The 18,193-nt window shown below is 72.4% G+C and carries 11 protein-coding genes; 5 read left to right on the top strand and 6 right to left on the bottom strand.

Features of this window, described 5'->3' with window-relative positions; translation table 11 throughout:
• The first annotated feature begins 180 nt into the window (after positions 1–180).
• Both FHX32_RS03875 and FHX32_RS03870 read left to right on the top strand, forming a co-directional pair.
• Positions 181–1,089: a tetratricopeptide repeat protein gene (locus tag FHX32_RS03875; protein ID WP_167179489.1), complete on the top strand. Its 909-nt coding sequence runs from the start codon at positions 181–183 to the stop codon at positions 1,087–1,089.
• Between the two features lie 66 nt (positions 1,090–1,155).
• Complete coding sequence (locus FHX32_RS03870) at positions 1,156–2,379, top strand: arginase family protein (protein ID WP_486480898.1); 1,224 nt, start codon at positions 1,156–1,158, stop codon at positions 2,377–2,379.
• 534 nt (positions 2,380–2,913) lie between these two features.
• On the opposite strand, the gene FHX32_RS03860 is transcribed toward FHX32_RS03870, so the two are convergent.
• Positions 2,914–4,863, bottom strand: a complete 1,950-nt coding sequence (locus FHX32_RS03860; RefSeq protein WP_167179488.1) for a penicillin-binding transpeptidase domain-containing protein — start codon at positions 4,861–4,863, stop codon at positions 2,914–2,916.
• A gap of 289 nt (positions 4,864–5,152) precedes the next feature.
• Here FHX32_RS03860 and FHX32_RS03855 point away from each other — a divergent pair, with 289 nt between their 5' ends.
• Positions 5,153–10,210 carry an NAD-glutamate dehydrogenase gene (locus FHX32_RS03855; protein WP_167179487.1) on the top strand — a complete coding sequence of 1,686 codons (5,058 nt, stop codon included), beginning with the start codon at positions 5,153–5,155 and terminating at the stop codon, positions 10,208–10,210.
• A 66-nt stretch (positions 10,211–10,276) separates the two neighbouring features.
• Here the strand turns inward: FHX32_RS03855 and FHX32_RS03850 are convergent, their stop codons facing one another.
• Together FHX32_RS03850 and FHX32_RS03845 are read right to left on the bottom strand one after the other, a co-directional pair.
• Positions 10,277–10,954: a class F sortase gene (locus FHX32_RS03850; protein WP_167182191.1), complete on the bottom strand. Its 678-nt coding sequence runs from the start codon at positions 10,952–10,954 to the stop codon at positions 10,277–10,279.
• Between the two features lies 1 nt (position 10,955).
• Entirely contained in the window at positions 10,956–12,002 is a 1,047-nt protein-coding gene (locus tag FHX32_RS03845) for a putative sodium/potassium/calcium exchanger (protein ID WP_167179486.1), read from the bottom strand.
• 579 nt (positions 12,003–12,581) lie between these two features.
• Between FHX32_RS03845 and FHX32_RS03840 the strand changes: the two genes are divergently transcribed.
• Positions 12,582–14,363, top strand: a complete 1,782-nt coding sequence (locus FHX32_RS03840; protein ID WP_167179485.1) for a glycoside hydrolase family 6 protein — start codon at positions 12,582–12,584, stop codon at positions 14,361–14,363.
• 227 nt (positions 14,364–14,590) lie between these two features.
• Here the strand turns inward: FHX32_RS03840 and FHX32_RS03835 are convergent, their stop codons facing one another.
• From FHX32_RS03835 to FHX32_RS03825, 3 genes are all read right to left on the bottom strand, one after another.
• On the bottom strand, positions 14,591–14,971 hold the full coding sequence (locus tag FHX32_RS03835; protein ID WP_167179484.1) for a hypothetical protein: 381 nt from the start codon (positions 14,969–14,971) through the stop codon (positions 14,591–14,593).
• A 314-nt stretch (positions 14,972–15,285) separates the two neighbouring features.
• The gene (locus tag FHX32_RS03830) at positions 15,286–16,242 is read right to left on the bottom strand and encodes a hypothetical protein (RefSeq protein ID WP_167179483.1); all 957 of its coding nucleotides are present in this window, start codon (positions 16,240–16,242) and stop codon (positions 15,286–15,288) included.
• A 10-nt stretch (positions 16,243–16,252) separates the two neighbouring features.
• Positions 16,253–16,846, bottom strand: coding sequence for a hypothetical protein (locus tag FHX32_RS03825; RefSeq protein WP_167179482.1), 594 nt, complete (start codon positions 16,844–16,846; stop codon positions 16,253–16,255).
• A 227-nt stretch (positions 16,847–17,073) separates the two neighbouring features.
• Between FHX32_RS03825 and FHX32_RS03815 the strand changes: the two genes are divergently transcribed.
• Entirely contained in the window at positions 17,074–18,180 is a 1,107-nt protein-coding gene (locus FHX32_RS03815; RefSeq protein WP_486481074.1) for a catalase, read from the top strand.
• The last annotated feature ends 13 nt before the right edge of the window (positions 18,181–18,193 follow it).

Genomic DNA, 18,193 nt, shown 5'->3' with positions numbered 1-18,193 from the left:
ATCTTGCACTTTCCGCCCCGGCAAATGCCGCGGATGCCGCGTACCGCGGGCCGAAAGTGCAAGATCGCGGAGAGGGGGGTGGGGTGGAGGTGGGGAGGGGCGGTGAGCAGGGTGAGAACTGCAACTGTCGCCGTCGCGGTTGATCGGAGTTGGGCCGCGCGCGTGCGAGACTAGATAACCATGAGCGACCCACGGATCACCTCGTCGATCTTCACCCGCGGCGCGGTCGACCTCAGCGCGCTGCGCACCCCTGCCCCGAGCCCGACCCCGGCCCAGGCCGGACCGCCCGCCGGTGCGCCCGGCGGCGCCGTTGCCGGCGGTGTCACCGTCATCGACGTGACCGAGGCGACCTTCCAGTCCGAGGTCCTCGAACGCTCGCTGAACACGCCGGTCGTGGTGGACTTCTGGGCCGAGTGGTGCGAGCCGTGCAAGCAGCTCTCCCCGGTGCTGGAGCGGCTGGCCGTGGAGGGTGGCGGCGCCTGGGTGCTCGCCAAGATCGACGTGGACGCCAACCCGCGCATCGCCCAGATGTTCCGGGTGCAGGGCATCCCGATGGTCTACGCGGTGGTCGGCGGCCAGCCGATCGACGCCTTCTCCGGGGTGGTGCCGGAGGCGCAGCTGCGGCAGTGGATCCAGGCCGTGCTCAAGGCCGGCGGCGTGACCGTGGCGGAGCCGACCGACCCCCGCCTCGACGAGGCCGACGACGCCCTGATGAGCGGCGACCTGGACGGCGCCGAGCGGGCGTACCGGAAGATCCTGGCCGACTCGCCGGCCGACGCCGCTGCCGAGGCCGGCCTGGCCCAGGTCGGCCTGGCCCGCCGGGTGGCCGGCGCCGACCCGCAGGCGGCGCTCGCCGCCGCGGAGGCCAACCCCGACGACGTCGACGCGCAACTGCTGGCGGCCGACATCGAGGTGCTCAGCGGCCTGGCCGAGCAGGCCTACCGGCGCCTGGTCGGCGTGGTCCGGCGCACCGCCGGCGACGACCGGGAGAAGGTACGCCAGCACCTCGTCGGACTGTTCACCATCGCCGGTCCGGAGGACCCCGCGGTGGCCTCGGCCCGCCGGGCCCTGGCCAGCGCCCTGTTCTGAGCACGTAGCACGCCAGCGCGGGCCGGCGTCCCGGCCGGCCCGCCCGACCACCGAGGACGGGAGCCCATGATGCGCCGGATCGCCGTCCTCGACGCGCCGTCCAACCTGGGTCTGCGCCCGCCCACGGCCACCTCGGTGCCGGGCTGCGCCAAGGCGCCCGGCGCGCTGCGCGACCACGATCTGCTCGCCCGGCTGCGGGCCCGCGACGCCGGCTGCCTGACCCCGCCGCGCTACGACCCGGGCGACTGGCGGCCGGGCGACGGGGTCTGCCACGCCCGGGAGATCTCGGACTACTCGGTGGCGCTCGCCGACCGGATCGGCTCGATCATCGACCGGGGGGAGTTCCCGCTCGTCCTCGGTGGGGACTGCTCGATCCTGCTCGGCTCGGCGCTGGCCATGCACCGGCTCGGCGAGGCGGTCGGCGGCCGGATCGGGCTGGTCTTCGTCGACGGCCACTCCGACTTCCGGCACCCCGGCAACGCCTCCTACGTGGGCGCCGCGGCGGGCGAGGACCTCGCCCTGGCGACCGGCCGGGGCCAGGCCGACCTGGCGGCCATCGAGGGGCGCCGACCCTACTTCCGGGACATCGACGTGGTGGTGCTCGGTATCCGGGCCCAGGACGAGTACCGGCTCGACCTCCAGGCAGCCGGGATCATCACCCGGCCGGTGCCGGCGCTGCGCGCCGAGGGCGCGGCGCGTACCGCGCAGTGGGCGCACGAGCAGCTCGCCGACTGCGCCGGCTACTGGGTGCACATCGACGTGGACGTGCTGGACCCGGCAGTCATGCCGGCGGTCGACGCGCCCGACCCGGGCGGGATCGCCTTCGCCGAGCTGGAGATCCTGCTGGCCGGGCTGGTTGACACCCCGCACTGCCTCGGCGTCGAGCTGACCGTCTTCGACCCCGACTACGACCCGGACGGCGCGTACGCCGCCGAGATCGTCAACACCGTGGTGGCCGGGCTGGCCCCGGTCAGCGCGCCCGAGGCGGTGCCACCCCGGCTGCTGCCCGGCCCGTCGAGCACCCGCGCCGGCCGGTCGTCGGGCAACGGGCGGTCCGGTGCCCGGGTCGTCCCGCCGCGCGGCGCCGCCGACGCCGACCGGCCGACCGAGCCGGACGCCGCTGCTCCTCCGGCCGACCGGGAGCCGGTCGGGCCACCCGCCGCCGCCGGTCCTGGGCTGCTGCGCCGGAATCCGCTGGCCATCACCGAACCGCCTGCCCACCCCGACCCCGACGAAGACCTGTCGGCACCGGAGGACGGCACCGCCCACCCCAGCGCCGGGATCGCCTGACGCTCCGCACGGCGGCCCCACCACTCCCGCAGAAGCTTCAGAGCTGCCCCGTCTACAGGGGCACCTGCGTGGCGTCGTCGGCGGTGGTGACCGGCCGCGCAGCACGAGCGCGAACACCGCCCGATCCGACGTCGTCGCCGACACTGGCCAGGGCCATCGCCAGCTAGTGTTCCCATGGACGGGGCAGCTCGACAGGCTCCCACCCATCAGCCCGGGAGTTCCCGGAGCCGACCACGAGAGCGACGTGGCCAGGCCGCGAACGCCGAGGACGAGCGCAGCGACGAGGCAGGGACACGCATACGCGCCCCCACCCCGCAGCCCGCCCCCACCCGCTGCCTCCGAAAAGGTGATCAAGGGGTTTGTGTCAGAACCTGGTCAGTGGTTGACGCAAACCCCTTGATCAACGCTGCGCCGCCCCGTGGCGCCCCGTCGGGGCAAGGGGGTCGGGGGCAAGGGGGGGGTGGGGGCAAGGGGGGTGGGGGCAAGGGGGGTGGGGGCAAGGGGGGTGGGGGTGGGGTGGGTGGGTGGGTGAGGTCAGCGGGGGAGGGCGCGGAGGAAGCGTTCGGCGATCGGGACGGCCGTGGCGGTGCTGGCGCCGCCCTGCTCGACGAAGACCGCGAACGCGATGTCGCCCTGCCAGCCGACGAACCAGGCGTGGGTGTGCGCCGGGTTGTTGTCGTACTCGGCGGTGCCGGTCTTGCCGTGCACCGGGTCGCCCGGCACGTCCTTGAGGGCGGTGCCGGTGCCGGCGGTGACCACCTCCCGCATCATCGTCTTCACCGCCTCGACCGATTCGGCCTTGAGCGGCTGGCCCGGGGCGGCCGGCTGGGCCGGGGCCGGGTCCAGCACCAGTTTCGGCTGCTCGAAGCGACCCCGGGCGACCGCGGCGGTGGCCGACGCCATGGCCAGCGGGCTGACCAGGGTGGTGCCCTGACCGATCGCGGCGGCGGCCTGCTCGGTCGCGCCGCCGTTGGCGGAGACCTTGCCGGTGAAGGCATCCAGGCCGACGTCCCACTGCCCCTCCAGGCCCAGCGACCGACCGGTCACCGCGAGCCCGTCCGCGCCCAGCTTCGGAGCCAGCGCGGTGAAGGCGGTGTTGCACGACTTCGCGAAATCGGTGCGGAACGGCACCGAGCCGAGCACGAAGTTGTCGGAGTTCTTGAACGCGCGCCCGTCGACGGTGAACGTCTTCGGGCAGTCGACCGGCCCGTCCAGGGTGACAGCGCCCCGGTCCAGCAGCCCGAGCGCGCTGACCATCTTGAAGGTCGACCCCGGCGGGACCTGGGCGGTGAAGGCGAGGTTCTCCCCGGCCGCGCCCGGGCCGTTCGCCGCGGCGAGCACCGCGCCGTCGCTGATCCGCAGCGCCACCAGCGCTGAGCGCCGCCGCTCACCGCGCAGCGCCGCGTCGGCCGCGTTCTGGGTCGCCACGTCCAGGGTGGTCTTCAGCGGCGTCCCGGGCTGCGGGTCGCGGCGGAACACCTCGGTGCCGGTCGGCGCCAGGGTGCCGTCCGGCCCGGGCCGCTCGATGAGCACGCTCAGCCCCGGCGCGCCGCGCAGTCGCTCGTCGTAGCGTCCCTGCAGACCGCCGTGGCCGACCAGGTCGCCGGCGGCGTACCGGTCGGGGTGCCGGGTCAGGTCGTCGGCCTGCGCCGGGTCGACGGAGCCGAGCACCGCCCGGGCGAACTCGCGGGTCGGCGCGAGGTCGAGCCGGTCGGAGCGGAACTTGGTGCCCGGCAGGTCGTAGATCCGCGGCTTGATCTGCCGGTACGCCTCCTCGCGCAGGGTCACCACCTCGACGAACGCGCCCGGGTCGGCGTCGGCGAGGCGCTTGGGCAGGCCGGAGAGGTCGACCGGTGGGGTGATCGTCGGCCGGATCGCCCGGAACGCGGCGTCCAGCTTCCGGACCAGGCCCGGCACGTCGGTCGCCTCGCTCGGCTGCACCCCCACCCGGACCACCGGTCGCGGCGCCACGATCGGCTGGCCGGCGTCGTCGAGCACCGCGGCCCGCGGTCCGGTCTGCCGGCGCAGCCCGAGCCGGTCGCCCCGGGTGAGCTGCTCCTGCACCACCTTCGGCTCCCAGATCACCTGCCACTGGTCGTCGCCGCCGCGGGTCATCCGGACCGTCCGGTCGTACGCCCAGCGGGTGTCGCCCGGCAGGGTCCACTCGACCTTGACGGTCGCGGTGGCGGTGTCGGCGGTGATCTTGGCCTCGCCCCGGCGGGTCAGCGCCGGCGGATTCGCGGCCAGCTCGCCGGAGAGCTCCTTGATCTCCCGCGCGACGTCGACCGCCGGCACCTTGGCGCCGGTCGGGTCGACGAACCCGACCGCCTGCAGGTCGCCGGAGCGCCAGCCGGCGAGGAACGCGTCCACGCTGCGTTCCGGCCCGTCGCTGTCGGAGCAGGCGGTGAGCCCGCCGGCAGCGAGCAGGATCGCGGCCAGCGCGGCGAGTGACCGGCTGTGACGACGGGGGTACGACGGACGCATGGCGCAGCTCCTTGGATCTTCCACTGCCTGCACGTTAGTACGCCTCCGCTGTCCCCATCGTCCCTGGTTGGGGGCGGACGGGCGGGAAGACGGACCCGTGACGGTGTGATGAACATCGCGCGGCGGGGTACTCCTGGGGCCAGCCAACCTCGTACCCGCAACGGGTGAAAGGACAGAGTCCGGATCCGGACGTCCGGCCGGAGGTCCGCCGCGGAAGCACCAGAGCGGGAGGGCCTAGGCTGGGCGGGAGAGTGACCCACAACGCGGTGGGTCGAGGGGAGTGGCACCGATGGACCGGCGTCCGGCGATCAAACCGGGACCCGACCTCCGGCAGGATGACACCAGCCGGGACGACAGCTTCGATTCGGCGACCGACGGGGACGGTTTCGGCCGACTCGACACAGGAGTGACCGGGATGACCGGTTCGAGCATCGACACCATCTACGACCTGGGCCTGCCGCCGGATTCGCTGGCCGCGGACGCGGAGGACGCCGAGCTCGACGAACCGGTACCGAACGCGGAGCGCCTGGTGGCCCAGGCGGTCGCGCTCGCCGGGGACGACCACGACGCGGCGACCCTGGTCAGCCGCTTCTGGCGGTTCGCCCCGGACGAGGAGCTGATCGGCTTCACCGCCGAGGAGATGCTCGCCGCGGCCCAGGCCCACCGCGACCTGGCCCGGCAGCGCGTCCCGGGCGAGCTGAAGCTGCGGATCCACGAGCCCGACGCCGACCAGCACCACACCGTCATCGAGATCGTCACCGACGACATGCCGTTCCTGGTCGACTCGGTGACCGCCCTGCTCAACTCGCACCACCTCGACGTGCATCTGCTGGTCCACCCGCTGGTGGTGGTGCGGCGGGAGCCGCTCGGCCGGCTGACCGAGGTCTGCGCGGACGTCGAGCCCGACGACGCGATCGCCGGTGACCTGGTCGAGAGCTGGATGCACATCGAGATCGACCCGGTCCGCGACGTCGCCGAACGGGACACGCTGCGCCGGGAGTTGCAGCGGGTGCTCACCGACGTGCGGGAGGCCGTCGAGGACTGGCCGAAAATGCGCCAGCGGGCGCTCTCCCTCGCCGACGAGCTGGCCGCCGCCCGCACCAGCGACAACCGGCCGCCGGTGCCGGAGAAGGACATCACCGACTCGGTCGAGCTGCTGCGCTGGCTGGCGCACGACCACTTCACCTTCCTCGGCTACCGGGAGTACCGGCTGACCCGGGCCGCGGACGGCGGCCAGGCGCTGGAGGCGGTGCTCGGCACCGGGCTGGGCATCCTGCGCCAGGACTCGCCGGAGGCCCGGTCGCTGTCGTCGATGACGCCCGAGGCGCACGAGCGGGTCACCGAGAAGCGCCTGCTGATCATCACGAAGGCGAACTCCCGGGCCACCGTGCACCGCTCGGCCTACCTCGACTACATCGGCTTCAAGGTGTTCGACTCCGCCGGCGAGGTGGTCGGGGAGCGGCGCTTCCTGGGCCTGTTCTCCACCGCCGCGTACCGCACCAGCGTGCGGGAGCTGCCGGTGGTCCGCCGCAAGGTGGCCGAGGTGCTCGATCGCTCGGGCCTGAGCCAGCGCAGCCATTCCGGCAAGGACCTGCTCCAGATCCTGGAGACCTACCCGCGCGACGAGCTGTTCCAGATCAAGACCGACGACCTCTACCACGCGGTGATCGGCGTGCTGCGCATGGCCGGCCGCCGGCAGCTGCGGGTCTTCCTCCGCCGGGATGCGTACGGGCGGTTCATCTCCTGCCTGATCTACCTGCCGCGGGACCGGTTCACCACGCAGAACCGGCTGCGCATGCAGGACATCCTGTTGCGCGAGCTGAACGGGGTGGGCGTCGACTACACCACCCGGGTGACCGAGTCGATGCTGGCCCGGGTGCACTTCATCGTCCGGACCGACCCGAACCGGCCGCCCGGCGACATCGACGCCGACCTGCTCGCCGAGGAACTGGCCGACGCCACCCGGCTCTGGGACGACGACTACCGGCTGGTGCTGGAGCGCAAGCTCGGCGACGAGCAGGCCAAGCACCTGTTCGCCCGGTACGCCGACGCGTTCCCGGAGGGCTACAAGGACGGGCACACGCCGTACGAGGCGATGAAGGACCTGGCCAAGCTGGAGCTGCTGGAGGAACCCGGCCAGCTGGAGATGCACCTGTTCCGCAAGCAGCTGGCGCCCCGTCCCGGGGGCCGCGTGGCCGAGGCCGAGCAGGCCGAGCCGATGGACGTGCGGTTCAAGGTCTACCGCTACGGCGAGCCGATGATGCTCTCCGCCGTGCTGCCGGTGCTGCACTCGCTCGGCGTCCGGGTGGTCGACGAGCACCCGTACGAGGTGGAGCGGGTCGACGGCCGGATCTGGCTGTACGACTTCGGGCTCCGGCTGCCGGAGGGGCACCAGGAGTTGGCCGAGGTGCGCCCGCACGTGGAGAACGCCTTCGCGGCGGCGTGGCGGGGCGAGGCCGAGGTCGACGGCTTCAACGAGCTGGTGCTGCGCGCCGGCCTCACCTGGCGCCAGGTAGTGGTGCTCCGGGCGTACGCGAAGTACCTGCGCCAGGCCGGCACGGTCTTCTCCCAGGACTACATGGAGTCGACCTTCATCGCCTACCCGCGGATCGCGCAGCTGCTGGTCGAGCTCTTCGAGGTCCGGTTCGTGCCGGGCGCGACGGACACCGCGCAGCGGCAGCAGCGCAGCGGTGAGCTGGTCGCCGAGATCCGGGCCGCGCTGGACGACGTGGCCAGCCTCGACCAGGACCGCATCCTGCGCTCGTACCTGACGCTGATGCAGGCCACCCTGCGCACCAGCTTCTACCAGAAGCGCTCCGACGGGCGGCCGAAGGCGTACGTGGCGTTCAAGCTGGACCCGCAGGCGATCCCGGACCTGCCGGCACCCCGGCCGAAGTTCGAGATCTTCGTGTACTCGCCCCGCTTCGAGGGCGTGCACCTGCGGTTCGGGCCGGTGGCCCGGGGCGGGCTGCGCTGGTCGGACCGGCGGGAGGACTTCCGTACCGAGGTGCTCGGCCTGGTCAAGGCGCAGATGGTGAAGAACGCCGTGATCGTGCCGGTCGGCGCCAAGGGCGGCTTCGTGCTGAAGCAGAAGCCGGGCGACCGGGACGAGGCGGTGGCCTGCTACAAGGAGTTCGTCTCGGCGCTGCTGGACGTCACCGACAACATCCTCAGCGGCGAGATCGTGCCGCCGGAGGACGTGGTCCGGCACGACGGCGACGACCCGTACATGGTGGTGGCGGCGGACAAGGGCACCGCCACCTTCTCCGACATCGCCAACGAGATCTCCGCGGCGCACAACTTCTGGCTCGGCGACGCGTTCGCCTCCGGCGGCTCCGCGGGCTACGACCACAAGAAGATGGGCATCACCGCCCGCGGCGCGTGGGAGTCGGTCAAGCGGCACTTCCGCGAGTTGGGCCACGACACCCAGACCCAGGACTTCACGGTGGTCGGCGTCGGCGACATGTCCGGCGACGTGTTCGGCAACGGGATGCTGCTCTCCGAGCACATCCGGCTGGTGGCCGCCTTCGACCACCGGCACATCTTCCTCGACCCGGACCCGGACGCCGCCACCTCGTACGCGGAGCGGAAGCGGCTGTTCGAGCTGCCCCGGTCGTCGTGGGAGGACTACAACGCGGAGTTGATCTCGGCCGGTGGTGGCGTCTACCCGCGTACCGCCAAGTCGGTGCCGATCTCGCCGCAGGTGCGCGAGCGGCTCGGCCTGGACGACGACGTGGCGCAGCTGTCCCCGCAGGAGCTGATGAAGGCGATCCTCACCGCGCCGGTCGACCTGTTCTGGAACGGCGGCATCGGCACCTACGTGAAGGCGTCCAGCCAGACCAACGCCGAGGTGGGGGACAAGTCCAACGACGCGATCCGGGTGGACGGCAAGAACCTGCGCTGCCGGGTCGCCGGCGAGGGCGGCAACCTGGGCTGGACCCAGCTCGGCCGGATCGAGTACGCCCTGACCGGCGGCCGGATCTACACCGACTTCATCGACAACGCGGCCGGGGTGGACTGCTCCGACCACGAGGTGAACATCAAGATCCTGCTGAACACGGCGGTCGCCGACGGCGAGCTGACCGTACCGGAGCGGGACGAGCTGCTCGCCGAGATGACCGACGAGGTCGCCGAGCTGGTGCTGCGGGACAACTACGACCAGGCCCGGGCGCTGAACAACGCCCAGGCGCAGGCCGCCTCGCTGCTCCCGGTGCACCGCCGGATGATCACCGAGCTGGAGCGCTCCGGCGCGCTGGACCGGGCGCTGGAGGCGCTGCCGCCGGACGAGGAACTGGCGGTGCGCAGCGAGTCCGGGCTCACCGCGCCGGAGTTCGCCGTGCTGCTCGCGTACGTCAAGATCGTCCTGGAGAAGGAGATCCTTAACGAGGGGCTGGCGGACGAGGACTGGACCACCGAGGTCCTGGTCAACTACTTCCCGACCCCGATGCGGGAGCGGTTCGCCGACCGGATGGGCCGGCACCGGCTGCGCCGGGACATCGTCACCACGGTGCTGGTCAACGAGGCGATCAACCGGGGCGGCATCTCGTTCGTGTTCCGGGTGGTCGAGGAGACCGCGGCCAGCGCGGCGGACGTGATCCGGGCGTACGTCGTGGTCCGTGAGGTGTTCGGCCTGGGCGAGCTCTGGGACGCGGTGGAGGCGCTGGACAACAAGATCGCTCCGGAGCTGCAGACCAACGTCTACCTGGACACCCGGCGGCTGCTCGACCGGGCGGTGCGGTGGCTGGTGACCAACCGCCGCTCGCCGATCGACGTGCCGGCGGAGGTCGCCCGGCTCCGGGACGGGGTTGCCCGGCTGCTGCCGGGGCTGGAGAACCTCTTCTACGGCAGCGAGCGGGAGGCCATCGCGGCGCACATCGACTCGATGACCGAGCGGGGGCTGCCGCGCGACCTGGCCGAGCAGGCGACCCGGCTGATGTACAGCTTCGGGCTGCTCGACGTGGTGGAGACGGCGGCGAGCAGCGGACGCGACGTGGGCGAGGTCGCCTCGGTCTACTTCGTGCTCTCCGACCGGTTCCGGGTGGACTCGCTGCTGTCGAAGATCTCCCTGCTGCCGCGGGAGGACCGCTGGCAGACGCTGGCCCGGATGGCGCTGCGGTACGACCTGTACGCCGCGCTGGCCGCGCTGACCGCGGAGGTGCTCGACTCCACGCCGGACACGCTGCCCCCGCACGAGCGGGTGTTGCAGTGGGAGCAGTCCAACGCCACCTCGATCCACCGGGCCGAGCGGGCGATGGGCGAGTTCGACGAGTCCCGGGCGGACCTGGCCGCCCTGTCGGTGCTGCTGCGCCAGATCCGCACCCTGGTGCGGACCTCCGCCGCCGCCTGAGCGGTCCAGACAGCGGTCCGGCCGGTCGGGTTCACCGACCGGCCGGACCGTTCCGGTGCTGGCGGATCACTCCGCCAGGGTGGCGAGGACGATCACGTTGTCGGGGTAGCTGCCGGCGGCCTGGTCGAAGACCCCGCCGCAGGTCACCACCCGCAGGCCGGGCTTGTCGCTGGGGCCGTACACCAGCTCGGTGGGGAACGCGTCCTTCGGGTGCCGCTGGACCGACTCGACGGTGAAGGTGGCCGCCTGGCCGTCCTCACGGGCGACGGTGATGGCGTCACCGGGTTGCAGCGCGCCGAGCGAGAAGAAGACCGCCGGCCCGATCTTGGCCGAGTCGACGTGCCCGACGATCACCGCGTTGCCGACCTCGCCCGGGCTCGGTCCCGGCTGGTACCAGCCGGCCAGCTCGGCCTGCTCCAGCGGTGGGACCTGGACGGTGCCGTCCGGGTTGGTGCCCAGCGAGATGATGCTGGCGTCGACCCCGATCCGGGGGATGGTGATCGTGGTGGGGGTGGAGCGGGGCAGTCCGACGGCGGCCGGCGCCTCGTCGTACGTGTCGAACGACGGCGTGGCGCTCGGCGTGGCCGCCGCCTGGGCCAGCGGCTGGGGTGGGCGGGGAGCGGGCGTGCCCTTGAGCGACGCACCGACCAGGCCGGCGCCCACCATGGCGAGCAGGACGACGACGGCCGCGCCGGCGGCGCGCCACGGAATCCCGTGACGGCCGCCGGCCCAGGTCGCCGTCACGTCACGCGTAGGACGCATCGGTCCGACGGCGACGCAGCAGCACGATGCCGCCGAGGGCGGAGGCGCCGATCAGGCTCGCCCCCGCGGCGGCCAGCTCGCGGTCGGTGCCGGTGCCGGCGCCGCCGTCACCGCCGTCGACCCCACCGCGCGGCAGGACGACCAGTTCGCCCTTGCCGCAGGAACCTTCGAGCTTGTAGCGGCCCGGCTTGGCGTGCCGGTCGACCTTGGCCTCGCCGTAGTAGACGAAGTCACGCTTGTGCTCCCAGCGGTCCTCGCCCTTGCCGTGGTCGCCGTACTCCTCGTCGGACCAGCCGTTCTCGTGGTCCTTGCCGTCCTTGTGGTCCTTGCCCTTGTCCTCGTGGTCCTTGCCGTACTCGTCGTGGCCCTTCCAGTCCGAGCCGTGGTCGCCCCGCTCGGACTCGTCGCCGTAGTCGCCGTGGTCCTTCTTGTCGCTGTCGCGGCCGGACTCCTCGCGGTCCTTCCAGTCGCTGTCGTGCTCCGCGTCCTGGCCGTGCTCGTCGCCCTTCCAGTCCTTGCGGTCCTCCTCGCGGCCGGAGTCGGCGGCGCCGCCGCCCTGGCCGTTCACCGCCGGCGGCCGCGGCTTGCCGGTCTCGTCCCCGTAGCCGCCGTGGTCCTTGCCCTTGTCCTCGTGGTCCTTGCCCTTGTCGTGGTCCTTGCCCTTGTCGCCGTGGTCCTTGCCCTTGTCCTCGTGGTCCTTGCCCTTGTCGTGGCCCTTGCCGTGCTCGTCGCGACGGTCCTCCCCTCCGTCACGCCAGTCACGGTGGTCCTCGCCGCGCCCGTCGACCGGCTTGAGCTTGACCTTGCCGGTGACCTTCGACCACACGAACGCGTGCTTCTGCGGCTCGTCGCAGACCTCGAGCAGCTTGACCTTGTCCCCGGGCTTCACGACGTGCGGCTTGGCGAAAACCTTGCCGTCCTTGTCGTGGTGGCCGCCGTCGGCGTACGCGATCGCCGGCGTGAACACCAGCAGCGAGGCACCGCCGAGGGCGGCGCCCGCGACGACCTTCCCGAGCATCTTCTTAGCCATGACCTGCGTCACTCCATCCCCTGTTGTCCTCGGCTCGGCGACATCCGAGCTAGGACCGACGTTAGACCTTTTCACGAGCTATGAGAGGAAAGATTCGTGTTTAAGAGTTTGACGACGAAGTAGTCGCTAGGAGTGCTACGCGGCTTTAATGGCAAGTGTCACCGGCTTGGTGGGCCTCGAGGGGTTGCCGACCCCCGGCGCGGTCGGCGCCGTCCGGCGTTCGGCGGGGTGACTCGGCGGGATCGTCCGGGTCGCGCCTCGGGCGGCGGGGGCTCGCTCCGATGCCCGGGTCGGGCGAGCGGGACATAGAGGCATTGCCATGGAAGCGCTCCCATGCAAGAATCGGCGCACGCGGTTCGGGGAGCCACACCGCGCACCAGGCAGGAGTCGAGGGCACCGGTCCGCCGGACGACGTCCCGCCGGGCCGGCCGTCGCCGGCCGTCGTACCACCACCGCCCGTCCGGGTCGGGCACCCCCGAAGAATCCCGTTGGCGCCGGCGGTCGTCCGCGCAGGGACGCCCATCGGGCCACCGTGCCGGGCCGTTCGCGGGTCCGGTCTCGCCCAAGGAGATCAGTGGCATGAACGTGTGGAGAAGGATGTCCGGCCCACGCCGGGCCCTCGCGCTCGCCGGCGCGGGCACCCTGGTCGCGGGCGGGCTGGTGACGCTTCCGGTCACCGTCGCCCACGCCGCGACCCAGTGCGCGGTGACGTACACGACCAACGACTGGCCGGGCGGGTTCACCGCCACCGTCAACATCAGGAACATCGGTGACGCGCTCAACGGGTGGACCCTCGGCTTCACCTTCCCGGACGGTGGCCAGCGCGTGCAGCAGGGCTGGTCGGCCCGGTGGGCCCAGTCCGGCCAGAACGTCACCGCGCAGAACGAGTCCTACAACGGCTCGCTGGCCAGCGGGGCGACCGTCAGCATCGGCTTCAACGGGGCCTGGAGCGGCAGCAACCCGAAGCCGACCTCGTTCACCCTGAACGGGGTGACCTGCAACGGCGGCACGAACCCGACCACCCCGCCGCCCACCACCACGCCGCCGCCGACCACCCCGCCGCCGACCACCCCGCCCCCCACCACCCCGCCGCCGCCCGGCACCAAGGTCGACAACCCGTACCTGAACGCGCAGGGTTACGTGAACCCGGAGTGGAAGGCCAAGGCCGAGTCCGTCGCCGGCGGCAACCGGGTCTCCAACAACCCCACCGCCGTCTGGCTGGACCGGATCGCGGCCATCAACGGCACGCCGGACAGCAGCTCCAACGGCGCCATGGGGGTACGCGACCACCTGGACGAGGCGTTGCGCCAGGGCGCCGACTACATCCAGTTCGTCATCTACAACCTGCCCGGCCGGGACTGTGCGGCGCTCGCCTCCAACGGTGAGCTCGGCCCGGACGAGCTGCCGAAGTACAAGGCCGAGTACATCGACCCGATCGCCGCGATCCAGGGCGACCCGAAGTACGCCAACCTGCGGATCATCAACATCATCGAGATCGACTCACTGCCGAACCTGGTGACCAACACCTCCGGGCAGCCCGGCGGCACCGCGATGTGCGACACGGTGAAGGCCAACGGGGCGTACGTCAACGGGGTCGGCTACGCGCTGGCCAAGCTGGGCGCGATCGGCAACGTCTACAACTACATCGACGCCGCGCACCACGGCTGGATCGGCTGGGACAGCAACTTCGGTCCGACCGCCGACATGCTGAAGAGCGCCGCGGTCGCCTCCGGAAGCACGGTGGCGAACGTGCACGGCTTCATCGTGAACACGGCCAACTACTCCGCCCTGCGCGAGCCGTACGTCAAGGTCACCGACACGGTGAACGGGCAGACCGTGCGGCAGTCCACCTGGATCGACTGGAACCAGTACGTCGACGAGCTGTCCTTCGCCCAGGCCTTCCGCAACAAGCTGGTCCAGGTCGGCTTCGACAGCAACATCGGCATGCTGATCGACACCTCCCGCAACGGTTGGGGCGGCTCCGCCCGGCCCTCCGGCCCGGGCCCGATGACCAGCGTCAACGACTACGTCAACGGTGGCCGGGTGGACCGCCGGATCCACGCCGGCAACTGGTGCAACCAGTCCGGGGCCGGTCTGGGCGAGCGCCCGAAGGCGGCGCCGGAGCCCGGCATCGACGCGTACGTCTGGGTCAAGCCGCCGGGTGAGTCGGACGGCTCCAGCAAGGAGATCCCGAACAACGAGGGCAAGGGCTTCGACCGGATGTGCGACCCCACGTACGGCGGCAACGAGCGCAACGGCAACAACCCGACCGGTGCCCTGCCGGACGCGCCGATCTCCGGTGCCTGGTTCCCCGCGCAGTTCGCTCAGCTCATGCAGAACGCCTACCCGCCGCTCTCCTGAGCCGACGCCCACCGGCCGCTGGCAGTAGGTGAGGCGCTCCAGCGGCAGGTTCCCCGGCCCCCGGCCGACCGCCACCGGTCGACCGGGGGCCCCTCACCGCCCACCCACCCCGCCCACCCGGCTCGCGCACTTCCACGGAAAGAGTGGCCTTCCGCCGCCCGGAGGCCACTCTTTCCCTGTTCCTGCGCGGATCTTGGGCCGCCCTCGGGGCGCCCCCAGGGCGGTGGTCAGGGCACGGTCTTCTCGATGGCGGCGCGGCCCAGTTCGGCGAGGTCGCGGCGGGCCCGTTCCAGGTTCTCCGGGGTCATGTCCTGGCCCCGGGCCAGCACCAGGTCCTCCGGGTCCCACGGCTGCTCGCCGCCGGTGCGGATGTTGTCCGGGGCGGCGCCGGTGCCGGTCCCGGTCGCCCCGGTGCCGGCCGCGTACGGGTCACCGATCAGGTTCTCGCCGGCGCTCCGTTCGCCGCGGTCACCGGGCCCTGCGAAGGTGGGATTGTCCCGGTCGGCGCCGCCCCCGGTCATCAGCTGCGGGATGCCGGTGTCGTCCTCCACCGCCGCGGCCACTTCCGGGCTCTCCTCCAGCGGGCGGTCACGGTCACGGTCGGTCATGTCGCTGCCCTCCTGTCCCAGGCGCGTTCCCTGATCCCCCTGGCCTACCCCGGCAGGGCGGGTGCCATGCCCGCCAGACCGCACTCGTCCGGCCCGGGCTGGGCGGTACGTCCCGGTCAGGAGGGCGGCTTCTCCTCCTGCGACCCGGGTGGCTCGGCCGGGTTGCGCCACTGCCAGAGCAGCATCAGCACCCCGAACACGAGCATGCCGAGCCGGCCCAGAGGTTGATCCACACCCCCTCGGATTCGCCATGGCGGCGGCACCCGGCACACGGGTGCCCCGGCCGGTCCGGTCGGGGGCACCCGTGGGGTCGGTCAGCGGCCGAGGACCCGGTCCAGGAAGTCGCGGTACTGGCGGACCGCCATCCGCAACTGCTCGGTGTCCGTCGAGCCGGCGTCCTGCCACGCGCCGAGCCGGCTCTTCTGCGCCGACAGCGCCGAGGCGAGCGCCTGGATGGCCTCGTCCACCAGCGCCTGCGCCTCGCCGGCGGCCGCCCGGGGGTCGTCCACGAAGCGCAGCTGGACGTCGCGCCAGCGGTCCCGGAACCGCTGCGCGACGTCCGCCTCGAAGAGGGTGGCCGGCTCGGCGGGCACGGTGGTCGCGGGTTGCCCGCCGATCGTGGTTTCGGCCTGCCGGCTCGCGGTGTCCGGGTCGACCATGGCCGGCGTGGCGCTGCCGTACCCGGCCGCCCCGGTCGCGTCCGGGTTCCCGGCCCAGTCGGTCAGGTCGGCGCGCCGCTGCGGGGCGCCCTCGGTGGCGTCCGGCGGCAGCACGGTCCGGGCGCCGGACGGCTCCTCGGGGTCGCCGCCGGGCCGCTGTTCCGCCGCGCCGCGCGGCCCGTGGAACTCGGCCGTCGGGTCGGCGCGCCGGCCCTCGCGCGGGCCGTCGGCGGCGCCGTCGCCGGGTCGGGCGGTCCACTCCGTGCGGGGGTCCGGCTCGTCCTCCGGCCGTGGGCTGGCCAGGGCGGACGCGGCGACCGCGCCACCCACGCTGGTGGCCCCGAACGCGGTCGGCACCGGGCCCGGCTCGTGGAACTCGGTCTGTTCGTCGGCCGCGTCAGCGTGCCGGTCGGCCGCGCGGTCGCCGTCCGGCCGGTCGGCGGTACGGCCCGCGGCGCGCTCGCCGCCGACCGTCGGGTCGTCGAAGGTGCCGCGGTCGGAGAGCACGTCCTCCGGCACGTCGGCCCGGTCCTCGCCCGGCGGAACCGGTACCGGCGTGGACCGGACGGCCTCGGGGTGCTCCGTGCTCACCCGCTGCTCTTCCTGGCGCATGGTGGTCTCCTCAGCGGTTCGTGACGTCGTGCGGGGTGTCCGGGTGGCGCTGCTCGGGCGGCCGGGGCGCGACCGGGTCCTCGCCGAGCAGCTCGGCGAAGAGGGCCCGGTAGTGCACCACGGCCTGGCGCAGTTCCTCGGTGCTGGCCTCACCGCGGGAGTGGCGCAGGTGGATCTCGTGCGCGTCCCGGTACCGGGTGAGCGTCCCGGCGTGCTCGACGGAGAGGTGGGCGATCTGGTCGGAGAAGTCGCCGGTGGGGTAGCCGCGTTCGGCGATGAGTCGGGTGAGAAGTTCGTCCGCGTCGCCCACCGTCTCACCCGGCGCGTCGACGAAACGGACCTGGAGTTCCTCCCAGGCGGCCGCGTACCGGGCCCGGGACTCGATGGAGAGCGGGGTGAGGGTGAGCTCGGCGTGCCGGCGCTCCCGGTCCCGCAGTTCCCGCTCGGCGGCGGTGCGGCTGTCCCGCTCGGCGACCGTGCGGTAGTACTCCGGCCCGAAGCGGCGCCGCAGCGCCCGGCGCCGGCCGGCCACCAGGGCGCCCGCGACCAGCGCCACGATCACCAGGACGACGAGGACTGTGACGATTACCTGCGTGGGCGACATGGCCTCCTCCTTCGCCCGGTGGTATTCCCTCGGCTCACTGATCGCCAATCCCGTTGCGCGGCACTTTCCTGACCGATCCGGCGGGATCCCGGCGCGCCGGCGCGCCCCCGCGCGGACATGACGAGTCACACAGAGTGACGGTTCGCCAGAACTTGACTCATTCCAGAAGCCGCGCTTGGCCGGGTGAGGCGGGTCGGATCCGACCCTGAGCGCCCCGCCGCCCCCGGCTGCCAGCAGTCCGGACCATCGGCGACCAGCCGGCGTCGACGTACACCCGGGCCAGGCTCTTCCAGACCAGGTGCAGGAAGACCCAGGTCACCATCCGGTTCTCCACCGTCATCGGCGGCCGGGACTCCTCCGAGGCGGCCCGCGACCCGCGCGGCTTCGCGGTGAAGTTCCGCACCGAGGACGGCAACTGGGACATGGTGGGCAACAACCGCCAGGTCTTCTTCATCCGCGACGCGATCAAGTTCCCGGACGTGATCCACGCGCTGAAGCCGGACCCGGTGACCTTCCGGCAGGAGCCGAACCCGATCTTCGACTTCATGTCGAACACGCCCGAGTCGATGCACATGCTGACCTGGCTCCTCTCCCCGTACGGCATCCCGAAGAACTACCGGATCATGCGCGGCTCCGGGGTGAACACCTACCGCTTCGTCAACGCCGAGGGCGAGGGCGTGCTGGTCAAGTTCCACTGGCTGTCCCAGCAGGGCGAGCACAACCTGACCCAGGCCGAGGCGAACGCCATCCAGGCCACCGACCTGGGCCACGCGTCCAAGGACCTCTACGAGGCGATCGAGCGCGGCGACTACCCGCGGTGGGAGCTCAACGTGCAGGTCATGAGCGACGACGAGCACCCGGAGCTGGACTTCGACCCGCTCGACGACACCAAGCTCTGGCCCGAGGAGGACTTCCCCTACCTGCCGGTCGGCGGTCAACCGGCCCCGCGAGGACGTGGTGGTCAGCACCAACCAGACCGGTGGCTCGATGTCGTACTGGGTGGACAACCGCGGCGCCGACCCGCACATCAACTTCGAGCCGTCCTCGGTCGCCGGGCTTCAGGAGGCCGACGAGTCCTACCGCGAGTACCGCCCGTTCGCCTCGGGGCAGATCATGAAGGCCCCGATCGAGCGGCAGAACAACTACTCGCAGGCCGGCCGCCGCTACCCGAGATGGCCGACTGGGAGCGGGACGACCTGATCCTCAACCTGGTCACCAACCTGGCCCGGTGCGACAAGCACATCCAGGAGAAGATGGTCTGGCACTTCAGCCAGTGCGACTCCGACTACGGCCGGCGGGTCGCCGAGGGGCCCGGCCTCGCCGTCAACCTCTGAACCCGTCCGCTTC

The organism is Micromonospora sp. CNZ280 (assembly GCF_011759515.1).
This window is presented reverse-complemented; position numbering and strand designations above follow the sequence as displayed.